Consider the following 15,855-nt stretch of genomic DNA (forward strand, 5'->3'; position numbering starts at 1 on the left):
GCGTCTTCCGCACCCCTTCAGGGCGCCTGACTTCGGTTCGGCGCCCTTCTTTATGTGCATTCCGCCAGGGAACCGCGAGCAAGCACGCTGTCACTCAGCCATATCAGCGCACTACCATTGCCGCCCTCAGGGAAAGAATCACCATGAAGCTGCTCGCCAAATTCAACCTGGTCTACCTGCTCGTCATGAGCCTGGGCATCGCCGTCAGCGGCTACATCGCCCGCGGCCTGCTGCAGGACAACGCCCAGCAGGAAGTCGTCGGCAGCGCACGCATGCTGATGGAGAAGGCGCTGGCGGTGCGGGCCTACACCAACACCCAGGTCAAGCCGCTGCTGGCCTCGCAGATGGCGCATGAGTTCCTGCCGCAGACGGTGCCCAGCTATGCCGCCACCGAGGTGCTGAACGCGCTGCTGGCCAAGCACCCCGAGTTCGCCTACAAGGAAGCGACCCTCAACCCGACCAACCCGCGCGACCGCGCCACCAGCTGGGAAGTGGATGTCGTCGGCCAGTTCCGCACCTCCGCCGAGCTGAAGGAAGCCGTTGGCACGCGCGACACGCCCGCCGGCCCGTCGCTCTACATCGCCCGCCCGATGCGTATCACCGACCCGGCCTGCCTCGCCTGCCACAGCAGCGTGGACGCCGCCCCGGCCACGATGGTGGCCAAGTACGGCCCCGCCAACGGCTTCGGCTGGAACCTCAACGAGGTCATCGGCGCGCAGATCGTCTCCGTGCCGCTGGGCGTGCCGCTGCAACGCGCCGACAACGTCTTCAAGCTCTTCATCACCTCGCTGATCGGCGTTTTCATCGTCGTCGGCATCGTGCTCAACATCATGGTGTGGATGCTGGTCGTGCGCCCCGTCACGCGCCTGTCGGCGCTGGCCGACCGCGTCAGCCAAGGCGACCTGGACGCGCCCGAGTTCGCGGCCAGCGGCAAGGACGAGATCGCCACCTTGTCCGACTCCTTCTCGCGCATGCGCGCCAGCGTCGTGCAGGCGATGAAGCTCCTCGATGCCTGAACCCACCAAGCACCCGCAGCAGCTCGGCAAATACCGCATCACCGAAGTCCTCGGTGAGGGCGCGATGGGCGTCGTCTACAAGGGCTTCGACCCCGACATACAGCGCACGGTCGCGCTGAAGACCATCCGCACCCAGCTCGACGCCGACGACGACAGCCCCGGCGCACCCGCCTCGCGTTTCCGCAACGAGGCGCAGGCCGCCGGCCGTCTGCACCACCCGGGCATCGTCGCCGTCTACGACTTCGGCCGCGCCGAGAACGTGGCCTACATCGCAATGGAGTTCGTCGAGGGTCGTTCGCTGGCAAGCTATCTCGGCGCCAAGGTCCGCTTCACCGACACCGACATCCCCGGCATCATGAGCCAGCTGCTCGATGCCCTGCACCACGCGCACGAGAAAGGCGTCTGGCACCGCGACATCAAGCCCGCCAACATCATCATGACGACGGCCGGCGGGCGGCTCAAGGTGGCCGACTTCGGCATCGCCCGCATCGAGAGCACCAGCCTCACGCAGACTCACTACATGGTGGGCACACCCAGCCACATGGCGCCCGAGCAGTTCCTCGGCAAGCCGATGGACCGGCGCGTCGACATCTACGGCGCCGGTGTGGTGCTCTACCAACTGCTGACAGGCCGCGCGCCCTTCGCCGGCACGACCGAGGCGCTCATGTACAAGGTCGTCAACGAGATGCCGCTGCCGCCATCGATGGTCGAAGGCGCCGAGCGCCCCGGCTGGTTCGACGCTCTCGTTGCGCGCGCCCTGGCCAAACGCCCCGAAGACCGCTACGCCACGGCCGAGGAATTCAAGCAGGCCTTGACCGACGGCATCGGCCAGAGCATCGACGACACCGGTTGGGAAAAGACCGTGATGCTCGCGCCGGCCCGCGCCCGCCCCGCGCAGCCGCTGGCGACGCCCACCATCGCGCCGCCGTCGCTGTCCGGTACATCACTGCCGGGCTCCACCGCAGGCACGGCCAGCGCCCCCACACCGTCGCACTGGGACAAGGCCCAGCTGACCCAGGCGGAGCTGACGCTGGCCAAGCATGTTGGCCCGTTGGCCAGCGTGCTGGTGCGCCGCGCCGCCCGCGAGTGCCAGGACATCAACGAGCTCTACAACAAGCTGGCCGAGCAGGTCACCGACCCGCGCGCGCGCGACGCCTTCCTGGGCCAGGCCAGCCTGGTCACCGGCGGCCGGCACCGCACGGCGGGCGGCACGGCCGGCTCGCCGTCGGCCGGCGGTTCAAAGGGTTCCGCGGGATCGGCGATCTCGGGCACCGCCATCGGCGGGCCGCTCAACGAGGCGGTCGTGGACAAGGCCCAGGCCCTGCTGGCCCAGCATGTCGGCCCCATCGCCAAGGTGCTGGTCAAGCGCGCGGCCACCGGCACGGACAGCCGGGCGGTGTTCTTCAACCGGCTGGCCGAGTCGGTCAGCGACCCGGCGGCGCGGGCCAAGCTGATCGCCGCGCTGAACAAGCTGGTCTGAGCCTCAGCCGCCGGCCGCAAAGTGCCGCCGGTAGTCGGCCGGCGTCATGCCGCTGCGGCGGCGGAACTCGCGGGTGAAGTGCGACTGGTCGGCATAGCCGCACAGGAAGCCGATCTCCGCCAGCGCCGTGCCGGTCTGCATCAGCCACCAGCCGGCCGTGCGGTAGCGGGCCTCGGCCAGCAGCGGCCGCAAGCCCGTGCCCTGCAGTTGCAGCTCGCGTTGCAGGCTGCGCCGGGCGCGGCCCAGTTGATGCGCCAGTTCGTCCAGGCCGGGCGCAGCGGGCAGCCGGCTGACGAGGCTGTCGAACAGCGCCTTGACGCTCTGCGGCCAGGCTTCATCGGGCGCCAGGCTGCGAGGCGCGCCCACATCGTGCCGGGGCGGCTCGGCGTGAGCCGCCCAGCTGATGCGCCAGTCGGCGCTACCGCTGCCCTCGACGACGCGCGCCAGCGCAGCGGCGTCGCAGGCCGGGTAGACGCAGGCGTCGACGGCCCAGGCCGACAGGCCCTGGTGTCCGCAGGCTTCGAGAAACGCCACCAGCACACCGAGCACGACCAGGTCTTCCGCCGGGTGCGGAGGCGACTGCGGGCGCAGCGACACATGGCGCAGCCGCGCCTCGCGGGGTTCCACCGCGTCGACCTGCACGCGGTGGCGCGAATGGATATAGCGCTCCAGCCGCCCCCAACGCTCGAACAGGTCACTCGCATCACGGGCCGACGCGAGCGCGCGGTGGCTCGGCTCATGCGTGAAGCGGTGCAGGCCGCGGCCCAGCAGCGCCAGACATTGCAGGCCACCCGCGCGCACGGCATGGGTCAGCAGTGCGCGCTTGGCATCCAGGCCCACGGTCGCGCCGCCTGGTGTGGCGGCGGGTGGCGCCAGGCCGAATTCGCGCATGCCCTGCGCCAGCACGCGCAGCATGGCGGCGCTGGCGAAGTCGGGCGGGGCAGAAGTCGGCGTCACGGGCCTGCATTGTTGCGGCCGGTTGCTGGCCGATAGGGCAGCGACAGCACGCGCGGGCCGCCCGTCGCGCGGATGGCATTCGCGATAGCCGCCCCCGCCGCGACGATGGCCGTCTCGCCGGCGCCGGTGGGTGGCTCGCCGGTGTCGATGAGGTCGATTTGCATCGTCGGGATGTCGCCCCAGCGCGGGATGGGCGAGTCGGCAAAGGTGGCGGACGCGACGTTGCCACCGTCGAAGCCCAGGCTCTCGATGAGCACGAGGCCCAGCCCCCAGACCAGGTTGCCCTCGCACTGCGCGCGCACCTGGTCGGCGTTGATGACGCGGCCACAGTCATGGGCGCACCACATCCGCCGCACGCGCACGGCGCCGTCAGCGGCCGCCGCCACGTCGGCGACGACGGCCGCATAGCTCATGTCCTTGTAGACGCCACAGGCGATCCCCAGGCGCGAACCTGCTGTCCAGCCCGCCATCTGCGCCGCGTGCTTCAACACCCGCGCGAGCCGTTCGTCCTCGATATGGGCGAGGCGGAAGGCCAGCGGGTCCTGCCCGGCCAGCCGCGCGCATTCGTCGATGGCTGACTCGGTGACGAAATGGTTGGGGCCCGCGCCCAGGCCCCGCCAGGGCCCGGCCAACACCGGCAGGCGCTGCAGCGCAAAGCGCGTTTCCCGCGCGTCGGCGCGGTAGGGCAGCCTGGCGCCGCGTGCCACGCCGGCATCGCCGACAAAGCGGCTGACAGCCTGCATCCATGGCGGCATGGCCGCGTTGGTGAACAGGATGTGCGAGCTGACAAACGCGTGCCACCAATGCTGCAACCGGCCGTCCCTGAGCCTGACCCTGACGCGATGACTGGACGGTGCGCGATGGAAGCCCTGGGCGAATTCCTGCGCCCGCGTCCACTGCACCTTGACCGGCCGGCAAGTGGCACGCGCCAGCACGGCGGCTTCGAGCTCGACGGTGCAGAGGGTCTTGCCACCAAACGCGCCGCCGAGTCGGTGGCTGTGCACGGTGATCTCGTCGTCGCCCAGGCCCAGGCGTTTGGCGACCACATCGCGTGGGTAGAACACGTCCTGGCTACCAACCCACAGCTGCAGCTTGCCGTCCGGCGCGAACTCGGCGACCGCCGCGCGCGGCTCCATCGCGGCATGGGCGGCGGGCGGGATGTCGAAGCGCAGGTCCAGGTCCCAGGCGCCGGCCTTTGGCACGCTGTCGTCGTGCACCGCATGCGTGAGCTTGGGGTCACGCGCGAGCCGGGCGTCGATGTCCAGCAGCTCGCGCCAGCCGGCCTTGTTCTCCTCCACCTGCCACTGCACGGCCAGCGCGCGCTCGATGCGGTCCAGCGCGCCCGGTGTCCCGGCGACGATGCCGATGCCACGGGCCTGGCCCTGCGCCAGCACGTCGTCGCGCACCAGGGCGACAAAGCCGGGCTGCGCCCGCGCGGCGGCTTCGTCGAAGGCACGCGGCGCCGACGCGAACTCGGGCGACTGCGGCGCATACAGCACGCGCCCGAACACCAAGCCGGGCCGGCGCACATCGGCCACGTACAGCGGTTGGCCCCTGACGATGGCCTCGCCCTGCTCCAGCGGCGGGCGCTTCAGGTCGGGCCGGTCGAGGCCCGGCCAGCGCGGCAAGGGCGGCGCGTCGCCAGCGGACGGAAAGCCGCCGCGCGCCACCGCGTCGCGCAGCAGCGCACAGGCCTGGGCGAGCGGCAGCGCGTAATCCTTGATCGAATCGCTGCCCACGGTGGCCTTCACGCGGCCGATGTCAGCGGTGCTGGGCAGCTTCACGCTGACCGCGTCCCAGCCCACGCCGAGCTCAGCGCAGGCGATCTGCTTGAGGCCGGTCAGCATTCCCTGGCCCATCTCGACGCGCGGCAGCCACAGCGTGTAGCGGCCGGCGTCATGGCGGATCCAGCCCAGCGCATCCCCCAGGCTGGGCGCCGGGCGCTGAGGGATGACGGGTAACGCGCAGCCGCTGAACAGCGCAACGGTCAGCCCCGCGCCCGACAGCTGCAGCCAGCTGCGGCGTGTCAGTGCAATTGCGGCGTCAGCCATGTCAGCCCGCCGCCGCAACGATGGCCACGCGAATGCGCTGCTGCGTACCGCAGCGACACAGGTTGCCGGCCATCGCCGCTTCGCAGGCAGCGGCGTCGGGCCGGGGGTTCTGACGCAGCAACGCCGCCGCGCTCATCAGCTGGCCCGCCTGGCAGTAGCCACATTGCGGCACCTGGTGTTGCAGCCATTCGCGCTGCAGCGGATGCAGCGCGCCGTCCTTCCCGGCCAGGCCTTCGATGGTCGTCAGCTCATGGCCAGCGGCCGCGCTGGCCGGCAGCACGCAGGCCCGCGCGGCAACGCCGTCCAGCAGCACCGTGCAGGCGCCGCACAGGCCCACGCCGCAACCGAACTTGGTGCCGACCAGGCCGAGGTGCTCTCGAAGCACATGCAGCAGGGTTTCATCGCGCCATTCGGCCGCCACGGCCTGGCGCCGGCCGTTGATAAGAAGGTCCATGACCACTCCTTGGTGAAGTGGTCGGGAGCATCGTCAGCGGCGGCGGGGCGGTATAGAAGAATTGCGCCAGCGCCAGCGCTTAGGGCAGGCGGTAGGCCAGCACCTTCAATGCCCTGTCCGGCGACGCATCCGAGAACGACGCCGGGTTGGCCACCCGCTCGACGAAGGCCAGCTCGGGCGCGTGCTCGGCCATCACGCCGTGCAGGAAAGCCAGGTCCAGCTTCGGCGTGTTCAGGCACAGCAGCGCCATCCCGCCTGGCGCCAGCAGCGAAGGCAACCGCCGCGCCAGCCGCGCATAGTCCTTGGTGGCGACGAAGCTGCCCTTCTGGAAGCTGGGCGGGTCGCCGATGACGAGGTCGTACGGCCCGAAGCGCGTCAGCTTGCCCCAGGAGTTGAAGATGTCGTGGGGCAGGAACTTCGCGCCGCGCTCGACGCCGTTGAGCGCGTGGTTGCGGCGGCCGATGGCGAGCGCACCGTCGCTCATGTCCACATTGACGACCTCGCTCGCACCGGCCTGCAGCGCGACGACCGAGAAGGCGCAGGTGTAGGCGAACAGGTTGAGCACCTTGTCGCCGGGCTTGACCTGCTCACGCACCCAGCGCCGGCCCTCGGCCATGTCGAGAAAGAGGCCGTGGTTCTGGCCGCGCAGCAGATGCACGCCGTAGCGCGTGCCGGCCTCCGCCACGACGTGGGGCTCCGGCACGCTGCCCGCCATCAGCCGGGTCTCGGTGCGGCCGCCTTCCTGGCGGCATTGGTACACCCAGGGCGCCTCAGGCCAGCGTGCCGTGATGGCGGCGCCGATGATGGTCAACGCCTCATCGGCCAGCGGCTCGAAGCTGGTCAGCAGCAGCGCGGGCGGGTAGGCGTCGAGCGCGAGGTGCTCGCAGCCGGGAAAGAGGCCGCCGCGGCCATGGAAGAGGCGCTGGGCGTCAACGGGAAAGGCCGCCGTGGCAATGGCGTCGAGCAGGGCTTGCATGGGTGCGCATTCTCAAGTCGAGAATCAGCGCATGGACTTCCAGCTCATCCTCGACGAGATCAACGCCGAACTGCGCCCGCTGCTCGGCAGCGCCGGTGGCAAGGTGGCCAGCTACATCCCGGCGCTGGCGCGCGTGGCACCGACCCAGTTCGGCATCGCGCTGCGCACCTGTTCAGGCGAGACCGCCGCGGCGGGCGACAGCGCCGTGCCGTTCTCCATCCAGAGCATGTCCAAGATGTTTTCGCTGACGCTGGCGATCCGCTCGCTGGACGAGGCGCTGTGGGACCGCATCGGCCGCGAGCCATCGGGCAGCCCGTTCAACTCGCTGGTGCAGCTGGAGACGGAGCGCGGCATCCCGCGGAACCCCTTCATCAATGCCGGCGCCATCGCGGTGGCGGACCGGCTGGTTTCGCTGGGCGACGCACAGGCGGAGCTGCTGGCGCTGCTGGGCCGGCTGTGCGGCGAGCCCATCCGCATCGACGCGGAGGTGGCGGGGTCCGAGGCCGACACGGGTTACCGCAACACCGCACTGGCCAACTTCATGAAGGGCTTCGGCACGCTGGACAACGACGTCGCGACCGTGCTGGACGTCTATTTCAACCAGTGCGCCATTGCCATGAGCTGCGAGCAGGTGGCTTGCGCTGCCGGCTACCTGTGCCGTGACGGCCGCCACCCGCTGGCGGGCACGCCCGTGCTCAGCAGCGCGCAGACGCGGCGCGTGAACGCGCTGATGCTGACCTGCGGCACCTACGACGCGGCCGGCGAGTTCGCCTTCCGCATCGGACTGCCGTGCAAGAGCGGCGTGGGCGGCGGCATCGTGGCCGTCGTGCCCGACCAGCTCACGCTGTGCGTCTGGTCGCCCGCGCTGGACGCCACGGGCAACTCCTTGCTGGGGCGCCAGGCGCTGGAGCTGTTCGTCACGAAGACCGGGTTGTCGGTCTTCTAGCTGGCGTACTTGATGGAGCAGCCGTAGGGCCGCGTCGACGCCTTCTCGACCTTGCGGCCCGACGACACGGCCACCAGGGCCTGGGTCACGTAGGGCTCGGCCTTGGTGATGTCGTCGACCTTGGCGGTGGCCAGGCTGTCGATGCCGCCCTTGTAGGCCAGCGTGCCATCGGGCCGGATGACATACATGTGCGGCGTCGTCTGCGCGCCATAGGCCTTGCCGATTTCGCCCTTGGGGTCGAGCAGCGTGGCGGCAGGCACGGCGCCGCGGTCGGCGTTGAGCTTCTGCGCGGTGGCGCCGTCCACATGGCCCTGCTGGCCGGGCGCGGACGAGATCACCTGCAGCCAGACCACGCCTTGCGCGGCGGCGGCCTTCTGCTGGCTCTGCATGTTGCCGCCGTAGTGCTTCTTCACGTAGGGGCAGTCGTGGTTGGTCCACTCCAGCACGACGGTCTTGCCTTTGTAGTCGGCCAGCGAGACGGTCTTGCCATCGGCCGTGGTGGCCGTGAAGGCGGGCGCGGGCGCGTCCACGGTGCTGGCCAGGGCCAGCGCAGGCGCAAGGGCGGCGGCGATCAGCGAGCGGCGAAGCAGTTTCATCATGTCGAACTCCGGGGGGTTGCTGCAGGGACAGGGGAGGAAACAGCCTCGATGACGAGGCCGGGGGTGAGGATCTGCGGCAGCACCTGGGCCTCGGCGGCGCCCGGTGCGTAATAGAGGTAGAGCGGCACGCCGGAGCGCCCGTGGGCCTTGAGCACGGCGGTGATGGCGGGGTCCTCGCGCGTCCAGTCGCCCTTGAGGTAGGCGATGCCGGCTTTGGCGAAGGCGTCCTTCACCTCGGGCCGCGACAGCGCGACGCGCTCGTTGACGAGGCAGGAGATGCACCAGGCCGCCGTCATGTTGACGAAGACCGGCTTGCTCTGCCCGCGCAACTCGGCCAGACGCGCGGCGCTGTAGGCCTCGGTGCCCGCCTCGGCTGCGGCGCGCACATCGGCGGCGACGGGCTTGATCACCACCGCCACGCCCAGCGCCAGCACGACGCTGGCGATGGCCGCACCGGTGCCCACCACCGTGGCGCCACTGCTGTGTCGCCACCACAGGCCAAAGGCGATCAACACCAGCCCACACAGCGCCAGCGCCACGCCGTCCGGCCCGGTCTGCTGCGCCAGCACCCACAGCAGCCAGACGACGGCGGCATACATCGGAAAGGCCAGCGCCTGCTTGAAGGTGTCCATCCACGCCCCCGGCCGCGGCAGCCAGCGCTGCGCCGCGGGCCAGAAGGCCAGCACCAGGAAGGGCAGCGCCAGGCCCAGCCCCAGCGCCAGGAACACGGCCAGTAGCACCACCGCCGGCTGCGACAGCGCGAAGGCCAGCGCAGCGCCCATGAACGGCGCCGTGCAGGGCGTGGCGACCACGGCCGCCAGCACGCCGGTGAAGAAGCTGCCCGCCAGGCCCTGGCGCGACGCCAGCGCCGAGCCGACGCCGGTGAAGCTGCCGCCGATGGCGAACAGGCCCGACAGGCTCAACCCGACGAGGAAGAGCAGGTAGGCCACGATCAGCACGAAAACCGGCGAATGGAACTGGAAGCCCCAGCCCACCTGCTGGCCACCGGCCCGCAACGCGATCAGCACAGCCGCCAGCACCGCGAAGCTGGCCAGCACGCCAGCGGTGTAGGCCAGGCCCTCGGCCTTGTGATTGCCTTCGCGCACGAGGGCCAGCGCCTTGATCGACAGCACCGGGAAGACGCAGGGCATCAGGTTGAGGATCAGGCCGCCCAGCAGCGCCAGCCCCAGCGCGGGCAGCAGGCCCAGGTCGCTTTCGGGGGCCGGCGTCGGCGACGCCTCAGCGGCGGCAGGGGCGTTCAGGTCGGCGGGGCCGGGGCCCTTGCCGGCGCCTTCGGGCATGGGCTCGGAAATCGTCCAGGCTTGCTCGCCCGCGGCCGTCGTCAGCACGATGACGCCGGACAAGGGCTTGCCGGCGGGCACCGGTTCCTCGCCGGCGGGAATGTCGAGCGCCCAGCCACCGGCCTCAGCCTTCAGCGCCTGCGGCGCGCTGTGGGTGACGGCGCCCCAGGTGTCGGCAAAGAAATACGCTTTGGTGACGCCCGCCTGAGCCCCGCTGAGCCGCACGCCCTGGGGCGCGGCCTTGAGCTGCACGGCAAAGTTGGCGGGCTTGGGAATGGCTGCGCGCCATTCCTCGATCTGGGCCGCGTCGGCGCCGGCCTTGGGCTCGGTGGCCACAGGCAGGTCCAGGCCCAGGCTGACCTGCTCGGGGATGCAGACATCCTTGCAGACCAGCCAGCGCACCTCGGCCGTGGGCGCGAAGCGGCTGCCCGGCTTGGCATCGGCGGGCACGGTCAGGTCGACCAGCAGCGCCGGCCGGCCTTCATAGCCGTAGTTCACCAGCGGACCGATGGGCTGCACGGCGGGTGTCGGCCACTGGATGGGGCCGGCCGTGGCGCCCTGCCAGTCGATGGAGGTGGCCTGGCCCGAGTCGCCGGGGTTGATCCAGTAGGTGTGCCAGTGGGCCTTGATGTCCTGCTCCAGCGCGACGGTGAAGCGCTGGCCCGGCGCGACGGCCGACTGGCTGGAGACGAGGCGTGCCTTCACATGCTCGGTCGACGCCTCCGGCGGTGCGGCCAGAGCGAGCAGCGGGGCGGCCAGCAAGGCCAGGAAAACAGGGCGCAGGAACGAGAGCATCCGGAAATGCTAGGTCATCCCCGTTTCCCTTCTGTAAATGCCGGCCTTGATGAAGGCATCGAACGCCGCCCACAGCGGCTCGAAACGCTCGGGGCCGCCTTCCAGCAGGGCCAGCGCATGCAGGCCGGCCTCCAGCGTGGACAGCTGGCCGGGCCGGTGCGCGCGGCGTATGGCGTAACGCGATACCTGGTCCGGCAGGGCCAGTCGTGGCAGCGCCGCCAGCCAGGGATTGGCGGCCAGCAGGCGGCGGCTCTGGCGCCAACTGCCGTCGAGCAGGATGAGCCGCTTCACGTCGACCGGGGCTGCGCTCCCAATGTCGCCCGGGTAGAGCAGCGCGGTGCCGGGGCCGGCCAGCGCCGCGTCGAAGGCCTCACCCCGCAGCAGGTGGGCCGACTGCAAGCCCAGCGTCAGCAGGGCGGTCGTGTTCTTCGCGTGGCCAGCCTCGGCCGGGTGCTGCAGGATCAGCAGCTCGGTGCGGTGGGCCAGCAGCAGCGCCGGCAGCGTCGCACAGAGGCAAGTCGGCGCCGGGCGCTCACAGCGCGGGCAGACCGCGCGTGGCATGACTCAGTGCGGTGAGACGGTGTGGGGCCCGATCGTCGACACTGTGCTGTCGGCGCCGGCGTCATGCGCGGGCTCGTCATCGACGCGGCTGCGTGAGCGCGTGGTCGGCAGGCCCAGCTGGCGCCGCTTGGCCACGCGGCCGGCGAGCCAGACCCCCCCGACGACGCCGAAGATGTTCAGCGCCCCGAACAGCGGCGCGGCACTGGACGACAGCAGCATGGTCTGCAGCGGTGCCGAGTAGGCGCGCGGTTTCAGCGCGAAGCTGAAGGCGCCGAAGATCAGCCAGCCGGCCCATGCCACGCCGACACCGGACATCATCCAGGCGACGTAGGGCTTGTGGCGGCGGCGCTGCGGGCGCAGCGTCAGATAGGCCCAGATGGCGGCAATGATGAAGAGCACGGCCGCGATGGCGAGGGCCTCTCCCAGCATGACGGGCAGGCTGTTGCGCCCCCCCAGCGACACATAGACCGAGCGTGGCAGGCCAGTGCTGGCGTACTTCATGGCCGCGCCGGCGCCGGCGCAATAGAGCAGGACGCCGGAGAAGAAGGCGATGGAACGGCGAGCGGCTTTCATGGGGGCGCATTCTCCGTGCAGCCGGCATAGCGGGTCCGGCAGGATTTCTCGGCCGGGCAAAACAAAACCCGCCGTCCGGCAGCCGGATGGCGGGTTCCAGGCGCGAGCCGCGGGCTTAACGCTTGCGGTCGAAGCGCTGGGCGCGGGCCAGACCGCGGCGGTCACCGCTGAAGAAGCCGGTGTCGAAGGCCTCGTGCTTGCGGCCCTTCTCGACGGATTCCTCGGCGCTCCAGGCCCCGCCCATCTCGGGCACGGGGAGGCGGCGTTGCTGCGTTTCGGTACGGGACTGGGTCTTCATCATGGCTGTCTGGCCTTGCGGGCCGTCTCACGCCGGGTGCGGCGCGATTGCAAGGCACAACGCGGGCTTGAAGAGAGCGGTTGACAGCCGGAACACACTTCTTTGCACACTCGGCTTTTGCTGACAATGGCTGTTTCGATTCCAGGAAAGCGCGATGACCGTCCAGCTGAAGAAGACCGTTCCGGCCAAGGCCACTCCCATCACCGTCGTCGACCGCGCCGCTTTCCAGGTGCTGGCTGGCGGCCTGCCCGAGGCCACCCGGGCCTGGCTGGCCACGGTCGGCTTCGTCGGTGCACCGGACAGCCACGCCCTGGTGCCGGGCGCCGATGGCCGTCTGGGGCAGGTGTTTGCCGGCGTCGCCCATGCGGCCCACCCTTTTGCGCTGAGCCATCTGCCGCTGGCCCTGCCCGAAGGGCTTTACAAGCTTGATGAGGCCGGCCTGGCCCTGCTGCCCGAGGCGGCGGCCATGTCCTGGGAGCTGGGCGGCTACCGCTTCGACCTCTACAAGCCGGCCAAGCGCGCGCCGGCGACGCTGCTCCTCAAAGGCGGCGCCGACGCCGAACGCGGCCTGGCACTGGCGACCGCCATGGCCGCCACGCGCGACCTGGTCAACACGCCGGCCGAGCACATGGGCCCGGCCGAGCTGGCCGGCGCTGCCAAGGCCCTGGCCAAGCAGTACGGCGCCAGCTTCACCGAGATCGTCGGCGATGCGCTACTGAAGAAGAACTTCCCCAGCATCCACGCCGTCGGCCGCGCGAGCACGCGCTCACCTCGCCTGATCGAAGTGAATTGGGGCAACCCCAAGCATCCCAAGCTGGCCCTGGTCGGCAAGGGCGTCTGCTTCGACACCGGCGGCCTCAACATCAAGGGCGGCGACGGCATGCGCCAGATGAAGAAGGACATGGGCGGCGCGGCCAATGCGCTCGGCCTGGCAGGCCTCGTCATGGCCTTCAAGCTGCCGGTGCGGCTGCAACTGCTGATCCCGGCCGTCGAGAACTCGATCTCGGGCAACGCCTACCGGCCGGGCGACGTCATCAAGACGCGCAAGGGCCTGCACATCGAGATCGGCAACACCGATGCCGAAGGCCGCGTGGTGCTGAGTGACGCCCTCGCCTATGCCGCCGAGGGCCAGCCCGACCTCGTCATCGACCTGGCGACGCTGACGGGCGCCGCCCGCGTGGCTTTGGGCGCCCAACTGCCGGCGCTGTTCGCCAAGCACATGGACACGGCGCGCGATCTGGTTGACCTGGGCCTGAAGCTGGACGACCCGCTGTGGCACATGCCGCTGTGGGCGCCGTATCACGCCGGCATCGAGAGCAGCATCGGCGACCTGGTCAACACGGGCAAGAGCGCGCTGGCCGGCGCCATCAACGCGGCGCTGTTCCTGGAGGACTTCCTGCCCGCCCACCAGGACTGGCTGCACATCGACCTGTTCGCCTGGAACGATGCGCCGCGCCCCGGCCGGCCGGTGGGCGGCGAGGCGCAGACCATCCGCACGCTGCTGGCCTACCTGGAACAGCGTTACTCGGCCTGACCGAGCAGCCCGATCACTCGGGCTTCTGGTCCTCGGCCTTGGTGCTCCGGGCGGCCTGGAGCGCTTGTGCCATCTGAGATGGCACGGGCTGCTCGGCCTGCGCAGGCGTGGGCTTGGGAGCCGGCTGCGAGGGTCGGCCACCTTCACCACGTGGGGGGCGGTCGCCACGTGGCTGATCGCGCCGGGCTTCGGCGCGTTGATCAGGGCGACGCGGGCCGCGGCCCTCGGGACGGCCGCCAGCGGGGCGGCGGTCGTCACGGCGGTCGTCGCGTCGCGCTTCACGGGGCGGTTGGCGCGGCGGCGCGGGCGGCGCCTCGGCGCGCTCCTTGCGGGCGATCTCCAGCAGGCCCGGCAGCTCCTCGGGCACGACGCCCTTGAGGACGCAGAAGTTGGCCTCGGTCAGTGTCGTGCGCTCGAAGTCCCACAGCAGCTGTGCGCGGTTGCGGCGCTGCTGGAACTCCAGCTGATGGCGCTCCTGCTCGGCCTGCTGACGCTCCTGCTGCACGCCCTTGCGGCGCGCCAGCTCTTCCTTGGCGGCGGTCAGGTGCTCTTCGCTGATCTCGCCGGCGGGGTTGCCGTCGAGGTCGAAACGCGTCTTGGCCTGCGTCAACGCGATCAGGTAGCCCGTGCTGCCGGTGTGGCGGCGCAGGAAGGCGCCGAGCTGGGCCTTGCTGAACTTGCCGGGCGCGCGCTCCTGGATGTCGGCCTGCACGCGCAGCTTGACGGGCTTGGGTTTGCCAGTGAACAGCGCGGGGAACAGGGCCTTGAGCTCGGCCGTGGCGTCAACGGCGGGCGCGGCTACGTGAGCAGGCGCGGGTGCGGCGACTGCGGCTTCACCGGCCGGCGCTGCTGCGGTGGCTTCTGGCTTGGCGTCGGCGTCGGGGGCATCAACGGGCGCTTCGGTCGCTGCTGAAACCAAAGGCTCTGTCGCCGGCGGGGCGGCCGTGTCGTCGGACGGGGTGACGGGATCGGGAAGATCGGAATTCATCGCAATGCGCCAGAGACGCGAACGGGCAAGGGCCGGGATTGTCGTTCAGCTGCGCGCAAAGGCCCAGGGCGCTCGTGGGATGGCGGCGCCGCAGCGGCCGTGGCCATCATCGGCGCGTCGTCGTCAGCGTGCGGAGTGCAGCCATGCAGCTTGAAGGTTCATGCCATTGCGGCAGTGTGAGGTTCTCGGTCGAGGCCGACTCGCCGGTGCCATTCATGCGCTGCTACTGCTCCATCTGCCGCAAGACGGCCGGCGCCGGGGGCTACGCCATCAACCTGGGCGCGCTGACCCACACGATGAAGGTCAAGGGCAAGCGCCATCTGCGCATCTACCGCGCGCAGTTGCCTGACAAGGACGGCAAGGGCACGCACACCAGCAGCGGGCGGCGCTACTTCTGCAAGCGCTGCGGCAGCGCCCTGTGGCTGTGGGACCCGACCTGGCCCGAGCTGGTGCACCCGCACGCCAGCGCCATCGATACGGCGCTGCCGGTGCCGCCGGACAACGTGCACTGCATGGTGGGTTCCAAGGCGCCATGGGTGGCCGTTGAGGGCAAGCCCAAGGACCCGCGCTTCGACGCTTATCCCGACCTGTCGCTGGCCGAGTGGCACCAGGCGCACGGCCTCACAAGCTAGCGCTCAGAGCCCGCCGAAGACCTTCTTCAGGATGGCGCTGCCCGTGCCAACCGGATCGCGCCGGATCTTCTTTTCTTCCTCGCCAATGATGCGGAACAGGCCGTCCAGCGCCTTGCCGGTCACGTACTGCTGGATGTTGGCGTCGTCACCACGCACGAGGCCGAAGCCGGACGCCTTCTTGGCGACGGCGTTGTATTTCTCGGCCAGGGAGACGCGCTCGGTGGCCTGGGTGACGATGGGCAGGAACTGTGCGTGCAGGGGCTCGCGGGTCTTGTCGGCGAAGAAGTTCGTCACCGAGTCGTCCCCTCCGCGCAGGATCTTCAGCCCGTCCTCGACGCTCATGTCCTTCACCGCCCTGACCAGCAGCGGCTTGGCCGCCGGCACCGCGGCCTCGGCAGCGCGGTTCATCGCCGTGACCAGTTCATCCAGCCTGGCGCCCTGGCCGGTCGCCTTGAGCAGTTTGGCGGCGTCCTTCAGATAGCCCGGCAGTTCGATCCTGACCAGCGGGTTGGCCAGAAATCCGTCGCGGCGGCCGAGCAAGGCCACCGCTGCATTGGCGCCGCGCTCCAGCGCCGCGCGGATGCCGGCGTTGGCGTCACCCTCGGTGAGGCTGAGCGCCCAGGCCGGGCGCAGCGACAGCAGGACGGGGGCAGTGGCGATGACGAGGCGACGTTGCATGGCGGGCTCCGTTCAA

At 70.5% G+C, this 15,855-nt stretch carries 16 protein-coding genes; 5 read left to right on the forward strand and 11 right to left on the reverse strand.

The features are described 5' to 3' along the window. Positions 1-143 precede the first annotated feature (143 nt). Together ASC81_RS11200 and ASC81_RS11205 are read left to right on the forward strand one after the other, a co-directional pair. Complete coding sequence (locus ASC81_RS11200; protein WP_056266645.1) at positions 144-1,016, forward strand: DUF3365 domain-containing protein; 873 nt, start codon at positions 144-146, stop codon at positions 1,014-1,016. Continuing rightward, positions 1,009-2,496, forward strand: coding sequence for a serine/threonine-protein kinase (locus tag ASC81_RS11205; protein ID WP_056266648.1), 1,488 nt, complete (start codon positions 1,009-1,011; stop codon positions 2,494-2,496). The genes ASC81_RS11200 and ASC81_RS11205 overlap by 8 nt, the downstream gene beginning before the upstream one ends. Positions 2,497-2,499: 3 nt before the next feature. Here ASC81_RS11205 and ASC81_RS11210 read toward each other — a convergent pair whose 3' ends face one another. The 4 genes from ASC81_RS11210 to ASC81_RS11225 all read right to left on the reverse strand — a co-directional run bounded on the left by ASC81_RS11210 (position 2,500) and on the right by ASC81_RS11225 (position 6,934). Then, the gene (locus tag ASC81_RS11210) at positions 2,500-3,453 is read right to left on the reverse strand and encodes a helix-turn-helix transcriptional regulator (RefSeq protein WP_056266650.1); all 954 of its coding nucleotides are present in this window, start codon (positions 3,451-3,453) and stop codon (positions 2,500-2,502) included. Further along, on the reverse strand, positions 3,450-5,504 hold the full coding sequence (locus tag ASC81_RS11215) for a xanthine dehydrogenase family protein molybdopterin-binding subunit (protein ID WP_156392005.1): 2,055 nt from the start codon (positions 5,502-5,504) through the stop codon (positions 3,450-3,452). Before ASC81_RS11215 ends, ASC81_RS11210 begins: the two co-directional genes overlap by 4 nt. A 1-nt stretch (position 5,505) precedes the next feature. After that, entirely contained in the window at positions 5,506-5,958 is a 453-nt protein-coding gene (locus ASC81_RS11220; RefSeq protein WP_056266653.1) for a (2Fe-2S)-binding protein, read from the reverse strand. 79 nt (positions 5,959-6,037) lie between these two features. Further along, a complete protein-coding gene (locus ASC81_RS11225) occupies positions 6,038-6,934 on the reverse strand; it encodes a class I SAM-dependent methyltransferase (RefSeq protein ID WP_056266656.1) in 897 nt (298 codons plus the stop codon). A 31-nt stretch (positions 6,935-6,965) separates the two neighbouring features. Between ASC81_RS11225 and ASC81_RS11230 the strand changes: the two genes are divergently transcribed. Then, on the forward strand, positions 6,966-7,880 hold the full coding sequence (locus ASC81_RS11230; protein WP_056266659.1) for a glutaminase: 915 nt from the start codon (positions 6,966-6,968) through the stop codon (positions 7,878-7,880). On the opposite strand, the gene ASC81_RS11235 is transcribed toward ASC81_RS11230, so the two are convergent. From ASC81_RS11235 to ASC81_RS26995, 5 genes are all read right to left on the reverse strand, one after another. After that, positions 7,877-8,479 carry a redoxin domain-containing protein gene (locus ASC81_RS11235; protein WP_056266661.1) on the reverse strand — a complete coding sequence of 201 codons (603 nt, stop codon included), beginning with the start codon at positions 8,477-8,479 and terminating at the stop codon, positions 7,877-7,879. The genes ASC81_RS11230 and ASC81_RS11235 overlap by 4 nt on opposite strands. After that, positions 8,476-10,575 carry a protein-disulfide reductase DsbD gene (locus tag ASC81_RS11240; protein ID WP_056266663.1) on the reverse strand — a complete coding sequence of 700 codons (2,100 nt, stop codon included), beginning with the start codon at positions 10,573-10,575 and terminating at the stop codon, positions 8,476-8,478. Before ASC81_RS11240 ends, ASC81_RS11235 begins: the two co-directional genes overlap by 4 nt. A 9-nt stretch (positions 10,576-10,584) precedes the next feature. Next, the gene (locus tag ASC81_RS11245; RefSeq protein WP_056266666.1) at positions 10,585-11,136 is read right to left on the reverse strand and encodes a tRNA-uridine aminocarboxypropyltransferase; all 552 of its coding nucleotides are present in this window, start codon (positions 11,134-11,136) and stop codon (positions 10,585-10,587) included. Between the two features lie 3 nt (positions 11,137-11,139). Next, positions 11,140-11,709, reverse strand: coding sequence for a hypothetical protein (locus ASC81_RS11250; RefSeq protein ID WP_056266668.1), 570 nt, complete (start codon positions 11,707-11,709; stop codon positions 11,140-11,142). A gap of 115 nt (positions 11,710-11,824) precedes the next feature. Beyond that, positions 11,825-12,007, reverse strand: a complete 183-nt coding sequence (locus tag ASC81_RS26995; protein WP_156392007.1) for a hypothetical protein — start codon at positions 12,005-12,007, stop codon at positions 11,825-11,827. A 154-nt stretch (positions 12,008-12,161) separates the two neighbouring features. Here ASC81_RS26995 and ASC81_RS11255 point away from each other — a divergent pair, with 154 nt between their 5' ends. Next, complete coding sequence (locus ASC81_RS11255; RefSeq protein WP_056266671.1) at positions 12,162-13,541, forward strand: M17 family metallopeptidase; 1,380 nt, start codon at positions 12,162-12,164, stop codon at positions 13,539-13,541. Between the two features lie 13 nt (positions 13,542-13,554). On the opposite strand, the gene ASC81_RS11260 is transcribed toward ASC81_RS11255, so the two are convergent. Continuing rightward, positions 13,555-14,529, reverse strand: coding sequence for a ProQ/FINO family protein (locus ASC81_RS11260; protein WP_056266674.1), 975 nt, complete (start codon positions 14,527-14,529; stop codon positions 13,555-13,557). Positions 14,530-14,672: 143 nt separating this feature from the next. On the opposite strand from ASC81_RS11260, the gene ASC81_RS11265 reads away from it, so the two are divergent. Beyond that, complete coding sequence (locus tag ASC81_RS11265; protein WP_056266676.1) at positions 14,673-15,161, forward strand: GFA family protein; 489 nt, start codon at positions 14,673-14,675, stop codon at positions 15,159-15,161. A gap of 3 nt (positions 15,162-15,164) precedes the next feature. Here the strand turns inward: ASC81_RS11265 and ASC81_RS11270 are convergent, their stop codons facing one another. Beyond that, positions 15,165-15,839, reverse strand: coding sequence for a DUF4197 domain-containing protein (locus tag ASC81_RS11270; protein ID WP_056266679.1), 675 nt, complete (start codon positions 15,837-15,839; stop codon positions 15,165-15,167). Positions 15,840-15,855: the final 16 nt, after the last annotated feature.

Source organism: Pelomonas sp. Root405 (genome assembly GCF_001425165.1).
Lineage (GTDB): Bacteria > Pseudomonadota > Gammaproteobacteria > Burkholderiales > Burkholderiaceae_C > Pelomonas.

What these genes read in the sequence shown, in the direction of transcription:
- ASC81_RS11205 (WP_056266648.1), top strand. Translation starts at nt 1,009, where the DNA reads ATGCCTGAACCCACCAAGCACCCGCAGCAGCTCGGCAAATACCGCATC.
- ASC81_RS11225 (WP_056266656.1), bottom strand. Translation starts at nt 6,934, where the DNA reads ATGCAAGCCCTGCTCGACGCCATTGCCACGGCGGCCTTTCCCGTTGAC.
- ASC81_RS11240 (WP_056266663.1), bottom strand. Translation starts at nt 10,575, where the DNA reads ATGCTCTCGTTCCTGCGCCCTGTTTTCCTGGCCTTGCTGGCCGCCCCG.
- ASC81_RS11245 (WP_056266666.1), bottom strand. Translation starts at nt 11,136, where the DNA reads ATGCCACGCGCGGTCTGCCCGCGCTGTGAGCGCCCGGCGCCGACTTGC.
- ASC81_RS11260 (WP_056266674.1), bottom strand. Translation starts at nt 14,529, where the DNA reads ATGAATTCCGATCTTCCCGATCCCGTCACCCCGTCCGACGACACGGCC.
- ASC81_RS11270 (WP_056266679.1), bottom strand. Translation starts at nt 15,839, where the DNA reads ATGCAACGTCGCCTCGTCATCGCCACTGCCCCCGTCCTGCTGTCGCTG.
- ASC81_RS11265 (WP_056266676.1), top strand. Translation starts at nt 14,673, where the DNA reads ATGCAGCTTGAAGGTTCATGCCATTGCGGCAGTGTGAGGTTCTCGGTC.
- ASC81_RS11255 (WP_056266671.1), top strand. Translation starts at nt 12,162, where the DNA reads ATGACCGTCCAGCTGAAGAAGACCGTTCCGGCCAAGGCCACTCCCATC.
- ASC81_RS11235 (WP_056266661.1), bottom strand. Translation starts at nt 8,479, where the DNA reads ATGATGAAACTGCTTCGCCGCTCGCTGATCGCCGCCGCCCTTGCGCCT.
- ASC81_RS11200 (WP_056266645.1), top strand. Translation starts at nt 144, where the DNA reads ATGAAGCTGCTCGCCAAATTCAACCTGGTCTACCTGCTCGTCATGAGC.
- ASC81_RS11230 (WP_056266659.1), top strand. Translation starts at nt 6,966, where the DNA reads ATGGACTTCCAGCTCATCCTCGACGAGATCAACGCCGAACTGCGCCCG.
- ASC81_RS26995 (WP_156392007.1), bottom strand. Translation starts at nt 12,007, where the DNA reads ATGAAGACCCAGTCCCGTACCGAAACGCAGCAACGCCGCCTCCCCGTG.
- ASC81_RS11250 (WP_056266668.1), bottom strand. Translation starts at nt 11,709, where the DNA reads ATGAAAGCCGCTCGCCGTTCCATCGCCTTCTTCTCCGGCGTCCTGCTC.
- ASC81_RS11220 (WP_056266653.1), bottom strand. Translation starts at nt 5,958, where the DNA reads ATGGACCTTCTTATCAACGGCCGGCGCCAGGCCGTGGCGGCCGAATGG.
- ASC81_RS11215 (WP_156392005.1), bottom strand. Translation starts at nt 5,504, where the DNA reads ATGGCTGACGCCGCAATTGCACTGACACGCCGCAGCTGGCTGCAGCTG.